Source organism: Rhizobium sp. SU303 (assembly GCF_021052345.1).
GTDB classification, from domain to species: Bacteria; Pseudomonadota; Alphaproteobacteria; order Rhizobiales; family Rhizobiaceae; genus Rhizobium; species Rhizobium laguerreae.
Genome location: NZ_CP088098.1, coordinates 167,624 through 181,950 on the forward strand (window position 1 = coordinate 167,624; position 14,327 = coordinate 181,950).

The 14,327-nt window shown below is 60.2% G+C and carries 13 protein-coding genes; 9 read left to right on the forward strand and 4 right to left on the reverse strand.

The window, feature by feature from the left end:
• Positions 1–29: 29 nt before the first annotated feature.
• The 4 genes from fhuB to RlegSU303_RS32240 form a co-directional block, all read right to left on the reverse strand.
• Positions 30–2,000, reverse strand: a complete 1,971-nt coding sequence (gene fhuB, locus RlegSU303_RS32225) for a Fe(3+)-hydroxamate ABC transporter permease FhuB (RefSeq protein WP_131720611.1) — start codon at positions 1,998–2,000, stop codon at positions 30–32.
• Positions 2,000–2,878 (reverse strand): iron-siderophore ABC transporter substrate-binding protein, encoded by an 879-nt coding sequence (locus RlegSU303_RS32230; RefSeq protein ID WP_131720634.1) that lies wholly within the window; start codon positions 2,876–2,878, stop codon positions 2,000–2,002. Before RlegSU303_RS32230 ends, fhuB begins: the two co-directional genes overlap by 1 nt.
• Positions 2,879–2,891: 13 nt before the next feature.
• Complete coding sequence (locus tag RlegSU303_RS32235) at positions 2,892–3,686, reverse strand: ABC transporter ATP-binding protein (protein WP_131720633.1); 795 nt, start codon at positions 3,684–3,686, stop codon at positions 2,892–2,894.
• A 474-nt stretch (positions 3,687–4,160) separates the two neighbouring features.
• Positions 4,161–5,588, reverse strand: coding sequence for an ISNCY family transposase (locus RlegSU303_RS32240; protein ID WP_017956550.1), 1,428 nt, complete (start codon positions 5,586–5,588; stop codon positions 4,161–4,163).
• Between the two features lie 758 nt (positions 5,589–6,346).
• On the opposite strand from RlegSU303_RS32240, the gene RlegSU303_RS32245 reads away from it, so the two are divergent.
• The 9 genes from RlegSU303_RS32245 to RlegSU303_RS32285 all read left to right on the forward strand — a co-directional run bounded on the left by RlegSU303_RS32245 (position 6,347) and on the right by RlegSU303_RS32285 (position 14,326).
• Positions 6,347–7,249 (forward strand): LysR family transcriptional regulator, encoded by a 903-nt coding sequence (locus tag RlegSU303_RS32245; protein ID WP_131620432.1) that lies wholly within the window; start codon positions 6,347–6,349, stop codon positions 7,247–7,249.
• 119 nt (positions 7,250–7,368) lie between these two features.
• Positions 7,369–8,265 (forward strand): NAD-dependent epimerase/dehydratase family protein, encoded by an 897-nt coding sequence (locus RlegSU303_RS32250; RefSeq protein WP_131629556.1) that lies wholly within the window; start codon positions 7,369–7,371, stop codon positions 8,263–8,265.
• A gap of 52 nt (positions 8,266–8,317) precedes the next feature.
• Positions 8,318–9,286 carry an aldo/keto reductase gene (locus RlegSU303_RS32255; RefSeq protein WP_231284024.1) on the forward strand — a complete coding sequence of 323 codons (969 nt, stop codon included), beginning with the start codon at positions 8,318–8,320 and terminating at the stop codon, positions 9,284–9,286.
• Between the two features lie 64 nt (positions 9,287–9,350).
• Positions 9,351–10,175, forward strand: coding sequence for an aldo/keto reductase (locus tag RlegSU303_RS32260; RefSeq protein ID WP_231284026.1), 825 nt, complete (start codon positions 9,351–9,353; stop codon positions 10,173–10,175).
• Positions 10,176–10,265: 90 nt separating this feature from the next.
• Entirely contained in the window at positions 10,266–11,297 is a 1,032-nt protein-coding gene (locus RlegSU303_RS32265) for an aldo/keto reductase (RefSeq protein WP_231284032.1), read from the forward strand.
• 449 nt (positions 11,298–11,746) lie between these two features.
• Positions 11,747–12,031: an acylphosphatase gene (locus tag RlegSU303_RS32270; protein WP_231284033.1), complete on the forward strand. Its 285-nt coding sequence runs from the start codon at positions 11,747–11,749 to the stop codon at positions 12,029–12,031.
• A 143-nt stretch (positions 12,032–12,174) separates the two neighbouring features.
• Positions 12,175–12,828 carry a Rieske 2Fe-2S domain-containing protein gene (locus RlegSU303_RS32275; RefSeq protein ID WP_231284035.1) on the forward strand — a complete coding sequence of 218 codons (654 nt, stop codon included), beginning with the start codon at positions 12,175–12,177 and terminating at the stop codon, positions 12,826–12,828.
• Positions 12,825–13,670, forward strand: coding sequence for an aromatic ring-hydroxylating oxygenase subunit alpha (locus tag RlegSU303_RS32280; RefSeq protein ID WP_231284037.1), 846 nt, complete (start codon positions 12,825–12,827; stop codon positions 13,668–13,670). The genes RlegSU303_RS32275 and RlegSU303_RS32280 overlap by 4 nt, the downstream gene beginning before the upstream one ends.
• Positions 13,667–14,326 carry a glutathione S-transferase family protein gene (locus RlegSU303_RS32285; RefSeq protein ID WP_131629550.1) on the forward strand — a complete coding sequence of 220 codons (660 nt, stop codon included), beginning with the start codon at positions 13,667–13,669 and terminating at the stop codon, positions 14,324–14,326. The genes RlegSU303_RS32280 and RlegSU303_RS32285 overlap by 4 nt, the downstream gene beginning before the upstream one ends.
• Position 14,327 lies beyond the last annotated feature (1 nt).

Below are 14,327 nucleotides of genomic sequence, written 5' to 3' on the forward strand. Positions count from 1 at the left end.
TCGTTGATGGTGTTGCGTGGGCAACCCCCTCAGCTGACGCCGCGCTTGCGCATCATCAGCATCAGGAACGGCGCTCCGATGAGTGCGGAAACAAGGCCGGCCGGGATCTGGTAGGGCGATACGATCGTGCGGCCGACGAAGTCAGCCGCAACCATAAGCCCCCCTCCGATCAGAGCGGCACCAACCATTTGCGGCAGCGCGCGCGCCAATCCCGCCTCCCGCGCAAGGTGAGGTCCCATGAGGCCGATGAATGACAATGGGCCAACCGTGAGCGTCGCGGCAGCCGTCAACAATCCTGCGAGGCCAAAAAGTGCAAATCGCGATTTCGCCAATGGTATACCGACCGCCGCCGAAGGCGACGGCCCAAGCGGAAGGATGTCAAGCCAGCGGCGAGCGGCGAGCGAGACGGTAATCAGCACGGCGCCGAGCGCCACCTCAATTGCGGCGGTCGACCCCTCGATAAGATAGGTGGACCCGCTCATCCACCGCATCAGCAGAACTGCTCTCGGATCTCCCGTCGAGCTCAACACGCCGACAACGGCATCGACCATCGCGCTTAAGGCAATGCCCGCCAGCAGGACCCGCTCGGGGGCGAATGCGGATCGCCGGGAGCTGACGAAGATGATAGCAAGCACACTGATCGCACCGGCCACGGCAAATGCAAATTGACCGGAAAATCCTGGAGCGACGGCAAAAAGGGCAATTGCAACACCAAAGGTCGCGCCGGCACTGATTCCCAGAACTTCGGGACTTGCCATTTCGTTTCCGGTCAGCCGCTGAAGGATCGAGCCCGCGACCGCAAGCATGGCGCCCGATGTCAGGGCGGCGAGGACTTTAGGTATCCTGATAGCAAGGACATCGGCCGAAAATTCGCCTGATGTAAAAGCCCAACCGCCATTGATGTCGCGTCCGAGAAAAGCGCTGACCATCAACAGGACGAGCAGGCCGGCGGCCGCGATGATGACCGGTGCGCTTCCATCCCATCGACGTGGCCGTCTGAACGCCGGCGATTGCTGTAGTCTATGACGGATCTTCAGCCGCGGCAGGAGCGCGAGAAGCAGCGGCGAACCGAAGATGGCTGTCACTGCCCCCGTCGGCAAGAAATCACCAAGTCCGCCGGCGACGAGTTGCAGGATGGAGTCGGCGAAGAACAGCAGCCCGGCGCCGATCAGCGGAGACCAGAGGATGAGTTGTGCGGGACGCCGTGCTCCGGACAATCGCGCAATCGTCGGCGCGACCAGCCCAATGAAACCAATCACCCCAACGGCGCTCGTAACAAATGCAGCAAGCGCGACGGCAAGGGCGACGACAACGAAACGCAGCCGGACCAATCTGACGCCGAGTGCCGTGGAACTGCTCTCGCCAAGATCGAGCAGCGAAAGCGGTCTCATCACGAAAGCGCAGGCGATGGCGATGACAGCCAACTTCCAAAGAAGCGACAGGGGAATGACCCAGCTTTGCTGTGCCAGCGAGCCGGCGCCCCAGATGAACAGGCTCGAGAGATAGCGCTGGTTCAAATAGGTCAGGATGGCAGCGAGGCCGCCGCACCAAAGACTGAGAACCAGCCCCGACAGAACAAGCGAATAAGGCGAAAAACCGCGGCGCGCCCCCAGGCTGACGACGATCGCAGCAGCGGTCGCACTGCCGATCAAAGCGACAAGATCGCGGCCGGCGCCAAGCAAGTCGGGGAGAAACAGCGATGTTACCACCAGCGCCAGGTTTGCTCCGGCCGACACGCCAAGGGTGGTAGGATCGGCGAGCGGGTTTCGCAAAACTTGCTGAAACAGCGCCCCGGACAAGGCAAGCGCGGCTCCGGCAATCAGCGCCGTCGCAAGACGGGGAAGCGTCGAATAGGTGAACACCATTCGCGTGATATCGTAATCCGGCCGAGCCATTTCTGACATCGCAGGAGCGGCAAGAAACCACGATGCCACGCCTCCACCGCACATCAGGAGGAGGAAGACAATTGCTGGCCCGATATTGTCGCGGCGGGATACCATCAAGCTTCCTTTTCCAGAAGATCTGTCAAAAGGCCCGCGAAGCGCATCGCCTCGTTCACCATCCCGAACATCAGGGCCGGCGGCAGGATCGACAGATGGCCTGGACGCGCAAACGCAAGCCTGTTCCACAGCGGGCTTTGAGCGAGCTTCGGAAGAACGTCCGGAGGAACGGGATCAAAGGCGATCAGACGCGCCTCCGGATCGGTGACCTTAGAGAGATCTTCAATCCCGATCGTTTCAAAACCCCAATAATTCGACTCTCTGGTCCAGGCATTTCGGACACCGATGCGTTCGAGCACATTGTGGAACAGTCCGGGACTCGAGTAGATGCGGGCATGGCGGGCATCCATGAAATTCACGAGGGCGACCGGCGGCAGGTTCTTGCCCACTAGGCGACTGCGGCATTGCGCAAAGAAGACGTCAGCTCGCGCGAGGAACTGCTCTGCTTCATTCTCACGGCCAAGCTCAACGGCCAATTTATGTGTCGCCGCGATGGCAGCGGTAAGAATAGGTCCAATGCCTGGCGTAAAGATTTCCAGCCGAACGACTTTCGCCACCGACTGAAGCTTGGGCAACAACTCATCCAGGTAGGGTGTGGTCAAGATAATGTCGGGCTTCAGCGCGACGAGAATTTCAAAATTGACCTCGAACGAACTGCCGATATCGACGACGGATTTTGGCATCGGCGGCTCGACAACCCATCTGTCCCAGTCGGCGAGGTCCGAAATCCCGACCGGAGGCAATCCGAGGGACAAAAGAGTGGACGCAAGACCGTAGTCGAGGCTGACGATCCTTGGGCCCATCGACTGTGCAAACAGCGGAGCTGGAATGAGCGAGGCCGCCGCGAACTGCAAAAAGGTGCGCCGCGAAATCCCCATTGAACGGCCGGCCTCAGCAAACATAGGCGAGCGGATAGGGCAGGTTGGGCGCGGAGATTACATCCATGTCGATCCCATAGATCTCTTGCAGCGTGTTCGGCGCGAGGATCGCGCTCGGTGTTCCGCTGGCAACCACGCGACCGCGTTTCAACGCATGGATCCGATCGCAGAAGCGAGCGGCCATGTTGATGTCGTGGAGAACGATGACGACACTCCTTCCGCCTTCATGCGCCAAGCGTCGCACAAGTGAGAGCACCTCGACCTGATGAGCAACGTCAAGTGCCGCAGTCGGTTCGTCGAGCAACAGGCAGCGAGCATCCTGAGCGATCAGCATCGCAATCCAGGCACGTTGCCGCTCGCCGCCCGATAGCGTTCCCATGATACGGTCGGCGAACGTCTCGATATGCGTGGCTCGAAGGGCGTCCTCGACTTTGCCTTCATCGTTTTTGGTGAACCGGCCGAGCGCTCCGTGCCACGGATAACGACCGCATCCTACAAGCTCGCGGACCGTCATTTCCGATCCGGTCGTGACGTCCTGGGGCAAATATGCGACCGAACGCGCAAAGGCGCGTTCGCTATACATCCTCAGATCCTGGTTTCCGTAAGAGATCGATCCAGTGCTCGGCACAAGCTGGCGAGCCAACATTTTGAGAAGACTGGATTTGCCGGAACCGTTGTGGCCGACCAGCGCGACAACTTCTCCTGCCGGAAATTTAAGACTGACGTCGCAGAGAATTTCGTTCCGCTCTATCAAAAGACCTATATTTTCGGCGACAAAAGTTTCAGCCGTTCGAGGCGGATCTTGCATCGGGAGTATAGCCACGTGACATCCTTTAACCGGGTATAGGTCGGTACTAAAGATGAGAGCGGCAATCAACTATTTTCGTTGGTCCTTCGCCTAGCTCCTCGTCATCCTCGTGCAGGCGGCCGGTCTTTCGGCCAGTAACGCCGGCTTCTGTGCCTCCTGCGTTATGGCGGCTGAGGGAACGAAGAAAGCCTTGAATCCTCTCATGCGTGTATCTTTCTGAAGAAGTGTTTGAGATTATCGTTATTTAGCAGTAGTTTGCCGGATTTCTTGCGACGAGCCCGTCGAAGGTAAGCAATCACAGATTGTGTATGTCAAAGCTGATTAGATGCGCGACGCTGTCAGCCAGTTAGAAACGCGACACCGGCTCCGCCGATCAGCCCACGATCCGACCGGCTGGGCCGGGTTGCAAGGGAGGAGCGGGGGCGGGTGAGGAGCAGCACTTCGGCTTTAGCTTTGAGATTATGAGTGCCCCATTTATTCTGCTGCCTCCATTCGTGCCAGCGCCTTCTGCCTTTTTGCGATGACCTTTGGATCATTCATGAAGTCCGTCCGCCGGCCAGGCTTGCGGCCACGCTTCTGATAACCATTGCCCTGGCTGCCATCGGGAATACCGAACATATGATCCGTCTGGCCAGTGCGGCGAGGGCCGCTCTTGCTACGCTGCTGTTCGCGCCCGGCCTGCAGCTCGGCGACGATCGACAGCACGTCGTCCAAACGCTTGTTCTCAACGACCTCGGCTCGATGGACCGATCGCAACTTGTCGAAGGTTCTGTAGGGGAGGGTGAAGTTCTCGTGCATGATCTCGAGGCGGCCATCCGGGTAGTCGCAGACAACGACCTTCTTTCCCGCCAGCGGCCTAGAAAGGTCCGTCGGATCAAGAATGAACAGCACCTTGTCGTAGCGTAGCGTCAGGGATTGCGACAGCGTGCGCACTTCCTTCCGGCACATGGCACCATCGAGGTTCTCATGGTCGGCCAGCGACCGGTGCATGTCCTTCGGATTGCGCGGTTGCTTGCCGAAACGAGAATTGAAATCCGCAATGAACTCAGGCGCATAGGCATTGGCAGCTTCGATCGTATCGATGCCGCGAAGCCGCATCTCCTTGACCAGCCGATCCTGCAGTGTCTGGTTGGCACGCTCCACCCGGCCCTTGGCCTGCGGGGTGTTGGCGCAGATGATATCGATGTTCAGCTCATAGAGCGCCCGACCGAACTGCGTCAGGCCGCTCGTGCGGTCTTTCTCCGACGCATGGGTGGAGCGAAAAACGCCGTGCTTGTCGCTGTAGAAGGCCAGCGGCTTGCCCCATTGCTGCAGATAGGCCTTCGTCGCATGCAGATAGTCGAACGTGTTCTCCGATCCGGCAAAGCGCAAATGCAAAAGCTTGCCGGTGGCGTCATCGATATAGACGAGCAGGGCGCATTTGGGGCCGCGGTTCTCGAACCACCAGTGATGCGAACCATCGATCTGCACGAGTTCGCCAAAGCAGTCGCGTCGGCCGCGCGGTTGGAAAACCCGCTTCTTTCGCTCACGCCGCGAGATCCAGATGCCGGCCTCTGTCATCCATTGCCGTAGCGTCTCCTTGGCGACCGAGATGCGATGCAGTTCGATCAGCTTCTCGCGCGCCAGCGTCGGACCGAAATCCAGATAACGTTCGCGGATCAGGTCGAGCGCCGCATTGCGAAACTCCTCGCTATGGCGCCGATTGCTCGGCTGTGATCGCTTCTTGGAAACAAGTCCGGCTGGACCATCTCGGTCATAGGCCTGCAGCAGCCGATGGACCTGACTTCGGCTAAGCCCAAGCAGTTCGCCGGCCTGGACGACGCTCAGGCGTTGGTCACGGATCTTCTGGATGACTTCGAGGCGATGCAACTCTTTCTGCGACATGGTGATCATAAAGGACATGACGACTCCGACCGCTCATGGTCTCGACCAGGCTGAAGGTCGTCATCCTTGCTCCCAACGTTGACATTGACCAGCGCGTCGAGAGGCGAGACTGTCGCATCTCTAACTGGCCCAACTGTCGCATTACTAAATAGCCCTTACAGTGTAAAATGGCATAAGCTGAATTATGGAACCGAGGCTGGAGCTGAGGATATACCGGCGACGAGTGGCTCATCCCCCGCTACGCATTCAAATGAGTCCCGCTGTTGCAACCGCACGGAAACATCGGTTCAGCCCAGAACCAGAGGGTTTCAGTTGGCTGTTAGACCTCGGTACATCTGCAGAGAAGGGGTTTGCGGCATTGCAATAGTTGATAATGCAGCGCAATATAACTGTCATAATCTGGGGCAGTTAGGCGCCATGCGATGAGGATTTGCATCTATAAATCGGATAGGGCACCTGAGCTTACCCTTTTGCTGCGAGAAGGCCTGCCTATACCCGCGGATACCAAGATAGACAAATGGACCAAAATTAAGGTCGTCACGGACAGAGAGATGAGGGCAGACCTTTTGATTCAAATCGGCGGGATGGGGTATGTGTTAATTCGACTCAGCGCGAATAGACGAGGCTAGCGCGGCCGTTGCCGTCGCGTTATCACGACACTACCGCCGCATAATCCGAGCCGGTAAACCAGCATTCGAGTGCTGAGTTGTACCGAACGAGCTAGAGCTTTCATGCCCGGTTGCGAAGTATCGCCAAACTAGCCTCCTGAGATCAACATGCAGTTCAAGCGCAACGAAATTCACGAGCTGTCGATCTTTCTCGCGATAGTCCAGTACCGCAGTTTTCGGAAAGCGGCGGATCACCTCGAAGTAACGGCTTCCGCTCTGAGCCACAGCATGAAGGCGCTTGAGCAAAGGCTGGGCGTTCGCCTCCTTAATCGAACCAGCCGCAGCGTTGCGCCAACCGCTGCCGGAACAGCGCTCGCTGAGAAGATTTCTGCCGGGCTCGAGCTTATCAACTCCGGATTGGAGGACTTGAACGGGCACTATCAAGCTGGCGCCGGCAGCATTCGCATCAATGTTCTGAAAGATGCCGCCGTTCTGCTTTTGCGGCCAGCCATTCCGGTCTTCCAGCAACGCTTCCCGAATGTCGAACTTGAGGTCGCCGTGGATGACCAGTTCGTCGATGTCACCGCGGACGGCTTCGATGCCGGTATCCGGTACAGCGGCACCATCCCGGAAGACATGATCGCAGTTCCTCTCACTCCTCCTTTAAAATGGGTCGCGGTCGCTGCTCCTGATTATCTCAGAAGTCATGGTCGCCCTATCATGCCGGAGGACCTCAATTCCCACCGCTGCATCCGGATACGGACGGGCCGCGGCCAGATCTACAAGTGGGAATTCGAACGCGGCGACGACCGGCGCGAGATCGACGTTCCCGGAGCGCTGATATCAGGCGAGACCGATCTTGCCATCAATGCTGCGCTGGAAGGTGCCGGGGTGTCCTATTGCCTGGAAAGGCTGGCAAGCCCCTACGTTTCCGCGGGGCGCCTGGAAGTCGTCCTTCCCAAATGGGCATCAATAGGCCCGCCGTTTTCGATGTATTATTCCAGCCGGCGGCAGCTCCCCTTCGGCGTCGACGCGCTGATCAAGATCGTTCGCGGCTTGAACGGATTGTAGCGGCTGTTTCCCATTGATGAGCCTTGTTCATCGGTTCAGTGATTTCCACTCTATTGATTCATCGGTCTCCCGCGTTGTACCGCTTCTATCGAACCTTCATCAGGAAGCGGACAGATCACATGAGCAAGCGGATCATCTTTACCGGCGGCAGCGGCAAGGCCGGCCGCCATGCGGTTCCATATCTGGTGGGGAAGGGACACAAGGTCCGCAACCTCGACCTCGTTCCCTTGGACTGCCCCGGCGTGCAGACGTTGATCACCGATCTCACCGACGGCGGCCAGACCTTCAACGCCCTGTCGATGCATTTCAGCGGTGAGGGTCTGCAAACGCCGGGCGGACCGGCCAAGGTCGATGCCGTCGTGCATTTTGCGGCTATACCGAGCCTGCTGCTCAAGCCCGACAATCAGACTTTTTCGGTCAATGCGATCTCGACCTATAACGTCATCGAAGCGGCGGTGAAACTCGGCATTCCCAAGGTGATCATCGCGTCCAGCGAAACGACCTACGGCGTCTGTTTTGCCGAGGGCGACAAAGATTTCCATTCGTTTCCGCTCGAAGAAGACTATGACATCGACCCGATGGACAGCTATGGGCTCTCCAAGGTCGTCAACGAGAAGACGGCCCGCGCCTTTGCAATGCGCAGCGGCATCGACATCTACGCCTTGCGGATCGCCAACGTCATCGAACCGCATGAATATGAGCGTTTTCCAGGCTTCCTTGCCGATCCGCCATCGCGCAAGCGCAACGCCTGGAGCTACATCGATGCCCGCGATCTCGGGCAGATCGTCGATCTTTGCCTGCAGGCCGATGGCCTCGGTTTCCAGGTCTTCAATGCCGTCAACGACACGATCACGGCAAGCGAGCCAACGCGGGATTTCCTCGGCAAATGGGCGCCGAACACGCCGATCCTTCGGGAGCTCGGCGAATTCGAAGCGCCGCTCTCGAACCGGAAGATCCGGGAAGTTCTCGGTTTCAAGGAAGAACACAACTGGCGGAAATACGTTACCGGCGCATGATGCCGCGAGGCGCATTTCCGCCACGGCCAACCAACAACTCCGAGGAAAGACCATGAAGACCACAAGACTTGGCAAGACAGGGCTTGAAGTCAGCCGCATCTGCTTCGGCTGCATGTCCTTCGGCAAGCAGACGGACGAACGCCCGTGGGTTCTAGGGCTCGAAGAGGCGCGGCCACTCTACAAGCGCGCATGGGATGCCGGCATCAATTTCTTCGATACGGCCAATGTCTACGCACAGGGCACCAGCGAAGAGATCACCGGCGTCCTGCTTAAGGAACTGGCGCCCCGCCAGGAGATCGTGCTGGCAACCAAGGTGTTCGGTCGCATGCGCCCCGGCCCAAACGGCCAGGGTCTTTCCCGCGCCGCGATCCTTACCGAGATCGACAACAGCCTGCGCCGCCTCGGCACCGACTATGTCGATCTCTACCAGATCCACCGCTTCGACCCGTTCACGCCGGTGGAAGAAACCATGCAGGCGCTGAACGACGTCGTGCGCGCCGGCAAGGCCCGCTATATCGGCGCATCCTCGATGTGGGCCTGGCAGTTTTCCAAGCTCCAGCATGCAGCCGAGGTCAACGGCTGGACGAAGTTCGTCTCGATGCAGAACCAGGTCAGCCTCACCTATCGCGAGGAGGAACGCGAAATGCTGCCGCTCTGCGGCGATCAGGGTATCGCAGTCCTGCCGTGGAGCCCGCTTGCCGGCGGTAAGCTGACCCGTCCCTGGGGCACCGAGACCAAGCGCGCCACCACCGACCGTTACAACAAGAGCATGTATGAGAAGACCGGCGATCGGGACGTCGTCGAGGCGGTCGAAGCCGTCGCCAAGGCGAGCAAGACATCCATGGCGCAGGTCGCGATGGCCTGGGTGCTGCAGAAGCCGGTCGTGACCTCGCCGATCGTCGGCGTCAGCAAGATGAGCCATCTCGAAGATGCGATCGCAGCGGTCGACTTCGAACTCACCGGTGATGACGTCAAGGCGCTCGAAGCCCCCTACAAACCGCTGCACGTCGCCGGTTTCTGACGACAGCGCCGCGCGGCTTTTCGGACGCGCAGTAAGATTTTGAATTGCTGCGTAGGAAGAGAACATGACGAAAGAAGCAATGGTCGCCGGCATCCCGCAGATGGGGTACGGCACATGGAACCGCTCGGCCGATGAAGCCCATCAGGGCGTCATCTGGGCGCTCGAAGCCGGATGCCGCCACATCGACACCGCCCAGGGCTACGGCAACGAGCAGGATGTCGCCCGCGGCATCAAAGACGCCGGCGTGGCGCGCAACGAAATCTTCATCACCACGAAGATGAAGCCCGACAACTACGGCCCCGGAGCCGTCATGCCGTCGGTCAGGGAGAGCCTGGAAAAGCTCCGCGTCGACCAGGTCGACCTGTTGCTGCTGCACTGGCCGTCGCCGCATAATAAATATCCGCTTGCCGATTATCTCGGCCAGTTCGCCGAGGTTTTCGATGCCGGCCTTGCCAGGCAGATCGGCGTTTCGAACTTTACGAAAGCGCTGATCGACGAAAGCATCCGCCTGCTCGGCAGCCGCACGATCACCACCAACCAGGTGGAGTGCCATGTTTATATGCAGAACCGGCCGATCATCGATTATTGCGAAAAGCTCAGTATCGCGGTCACGGCCTATTCACCGCTCGCGCGCGGCGCCGTCGTCGGCGACCCGGTTCTCGAAGAGATCGGCAAGGCCCGCGGCGCCACCAGCGACCAGATCGCGCTCGCCTTCCTCATCGCCAAGGGGCATGTCGTCATCCCGTCTTCCAGCAAGAGGGGCCGCATCATGCAGAATTTCGAAGCCCGCAAGATCACGCTGACGCTGGCCGAGATCAAACGGATTGAAGGCCTCGAGAAGGGCATGCGGCTGGTAAACGGCGATTGGTGCCCCGTTTGGGACGTGTGAAGGTAGTTCGCTGCTCTTTCCTTCACCGCCGTCGATATCGAAATGACAGCCGCCGTTGATGCCGTGGTTGTGTTCAAAGAGGAGATAAACATGGATTATCGCAAGCTCGGTCCCAGCGGGACCGTCGTCACCGCCTATTGCCTCGGCACCATGACCTTCGGCGCGGAGGCTGACGAGGCCGCCTCGCACAAGCTGCTCGACGATTATTTCGCCTGGGGCGGGAATTTCATCGATACCGCCGATGTCTACAGCGCCGGCAAGTCTGAAGAGATCATCGGCCGCTGGCTGAAGGCGCGCCCGACTGAGGCTCGCCAGGCGATCGTCGCCACCAAGGGGCGGTTCCCGATGGGCAACGGCCCCAACGATATCGGCCTGTCGCGCCGGCATCTTGGCCAGGCGCTCGACGATTCGCTCCGCCGCCTCGGCCTCGAGCAGATCGACCTTTACCAGATGCATGCCTGGGACGCGCTGACGCCGATCGAGGAGACGCTGCGTTTCCTCGACGATGCGGTTTCCTCCGGCAAGATCGGCTATTACGGCTTCTCCAACTATGTCGGCTGGCACATCGCCAAGGCCTCGGAGATCGCCAAGGCACGCGGTTATACGCGCCCGGTGACGCTGCAGCCGCAATATAACCTGCTGGTGCGCGACATCGAACTCGAAATCGTCGCGGCCTGCCAGGATGCCGGCATGGGCCTCCTGCCGTGGTCACCGCTCGGCGGCGGTTGGCTGACCGGCAAATACAAGCGCGACGAGATGCCGACGGGTGCCACCCGCCTCGGTGAAAACCCCAATCGCGGCGGCGAATCCTATGCGCCGCGCAATGCGCTGGAGCGAACCTGGGCGATCATCGCTGTCGTCGAGGAGGTCGCCAAGGCGCATGGCGTCAGCATGGCGCAGGTGGCGCTCGCCTGGACGGCGGCGCAGCCGGCGATCACCTCAGTCATCCTCGGCGCCCGCACGCCGGAACAGCTCGCCGACAATCTCGGTGCGATGAAGCTCAAGCTCTCCGACGACGAGATGGCAAGATTGAACGATGTGAGCGCGCCCCAGCCGTTCGACTATCCCTACGGCAAGGGCGGCATCAACCAGCGTCACCGCAAGATCGAGGGCGGGCGGTAATTCATGGGACTGGGACGGTGGCCGAGCCGCCGGTCCGGTTCGGCCGGCGTAGGACATGACAACGATTGACGTCGCGCTGATCGCTTGACCTGTCATGCCCTACCCCAAGTTCAGGCGCTCCGCCGCGACAAGACACACCATGATAAAAGAAAGCGAAAGCCGGCGCTCCATTTGGCCACCGCAGGAGCCGGCTCGGCATCAGGGAAGCTGACAACGCCATTTGCCTCATATACTTCATGCACTTGACCGTGCAAACCATCCGGGTTCACGAATTCGCCCATCTGGTGAACTGGTTCAGGCGCACCTATCACGTCACACCTGCAAAGCTGCGCAGGTCGCATCGGGACCTCGGAGTGCGCTGACTTGCGCGTGGCGAGCTTGCCTTTGCCGATGACCCCTTCCGCAAGTTCATTCCGTCGCTATGCTGTTGGAGAGCAAGGAAGAGCATTATGGTGACGGAACAAGATACCAGCTATCCCCTGGAGCGGATGACGATTGTCGGTGATCTGGAGGCGGCCTCCTTCGTTCCCTGGATCCGGCGCCACGCTGCCAAGCTTGGGCTCTCGCACACCATATCTCATACGAGTTCCCAGCGGATCGAACTTGAGGTTGCCGGGCCGGAAGAACTGATCGACATGATGGAGATGGGATGCTCTCTCGGGCCTATCGACGTATGGGTCGAGAGGATAGAACGCACGGCGCTCAGCGCGAAAAGACCTAGTGCCGGGCTGTAGGATATTTCCTCTGTGCATATTATTTACTCAATGTTGCCAATGCGAAATAATTATGCAAACCTGATAGGGTTGCGGCGGAATTGCCGCGGCGCCGACGCGGGACTTGATCGGCAAGCATCTGGTTTTGTTTGGGAATTCTAGTCATGCCTTCCGATACGACGGGCTTTTGGACGCCAGTCGCCCTCTCCCGGGATTTGCCGGCCGGAACCGTCATACCGGCATGGACGGCAGCCGGATCAATTGCGCTGTGGCGCAGCGCTTCCGGACGCATATCGGCATCGGCGGATCGCTGTCCGCATCGCGGCATGCGCCTGTCTCACGGCTTCGTGCGTGGCGAGGCGCTTTCTTGCATCTATCACGGCTGGAGCTATGGCCAGGCCGGAAACTGTCTCCGCATTCCCGCCCATCCGGGGCTGACGCCACCGGAAACCATCCATGTCGCCACCCATGATGTCGAGGAAGCGGACAGTGTGATCTGGGTGGCCGTGGGCACGCCCGTATCGAAGCCGCCGAGGCTCGAGGGCCTCATTCCCCTGCGCTCCCTGACGGCGTTCGCCGGCATTGCCGCGATCGAGGTGGCGGCTGGCAGCAAGGCGAGCCCTGATGGTCTTGTCGAGATCGACACACCCGCCGGGACCATCTGTCTGCTATTATCCGCCCAAGAAGACGGACGGACGCTGATCCATGTGCTGCTGAAGGGTGATGCCGGCCTTCCTGCGGGCATCGGCGCTTCACGGGCCGCCGAAAGCCTGCGGCGTCGGGCTGAGGATCTTCAGAAAAAGGAGATCGCGCAATGAGCATGCAGGCGATGATCGATGAATGGTATCCGGTCGGGCTTTTCAGCCAGCTAGATGGCGCCGGTCGCACCACTGCGCTGATGGGCGAGCCGATCGAGGTGGCGCGCGATGGCGACGGCAAAGCGAAGGTGACGGCCGGAGACGGCCGTGTTCTGCCGGTGCGCGTCCGTTACGGCCATGTCTGGTCCTCCCTCGGCGAGCCGAAGAAGGAACTTTTCCCCATTCCCGAGGCCGATCAACCCGGCCGCCGCTTCGTCGATGTCGGCGTGGTGCGCGTGCGCTGCTCGCCGCTCCGCGCCGTCGAGAATTTCCTCGACATCGCCCATTTCCCCTTCGTCCACACCGACATTCTCGGCGCAGAGCCGCATACGGAAGTGCAGAACTACAAGGTCGAGATCCGCGAGGAAGAAGATGAGGTCTGGGCAACGCAGGTGAAATTCTATCAGCCGCAGGCCGCCAAGTCGGCAAGCGGCGGGATCACGACGGAATACATGTACCGCGTGCCGGCACCGACCTGCTCCGTGCTTTACAAGACCTGCCCGCCGCGCCCGAGCGAATGGGATGTCATCACGATCTTCGTGCAGCCGCTGGCCGAGGATCTCTGCGACGTCTGGCCATGGATGGCGCTCTTCGACGACGAAACTGCGATGACCGATCTCATCCATTTCCAGCAGACGATCTTTCTGCAGGACCGTTCGATCCTCGAAAACCAGATCCCGCGGCTGCTGCCGCTCGACCCCGGCATGGAAATCCCGACGCGGGCCGATCTGACATCGATCGCCTACCGGCGCTGGCTGAAGCGCCACAATTATACCTATGGCGCACAGCTGGTGGCGCAATGAAGCTCTACGACTATATTCTCTCGCCGAGTTGCTACAAGGTGCGCCTGATGGCGGCGCTGACCGGCGTGAAACTGGAACTACGCCCGGTGGATTTCCATCCCGGCGCCGAGCATCGCGGGCCCGAACTGCTTGCACTCAATCCGGCAGGCTCCATTCCAATCCTGGAGGATGGCGACCTGATCCTGACCGAATCCTCGGCGATCCTCGTCTATCTCGCCGCCAAGGCCGCACCCGAATGGCTCGGCAGCGGTAAGGCCGAGGAAGCGGCGCGGGTGCAGCAATGGCTGTCATTCTCCAGCCGGCTGACGGCAAGCCTCGGGGCAGCGCGGCTCCATGAAATGCTGCTGCGTCCCGGCGATATCTGCGCGCTGCAGGCCCAGGGCATTGCCGCGCTTCGCGAGCTTGAAGCCGGGCTCGTCGAGCAGGGTCTTCGCGGCATGCGCTTCCTCGCCGCCGACCGGCCGACAATTGCCGACATCGCCTGCTTTCCCTATGTGGCGCTGGCGCCCGATGGCGGCGTCACGCTGGATGCTTATCCTGCGATCCGGCTCTGGTCCCGCGCGCTGCGCGCCCTCGACAGGTTTATCGAGATGCCAGGTATTCACCGACTGCACGAGTTGAAGCCCGAACCCCAGATCGAACCGGGCGATGCGTGAG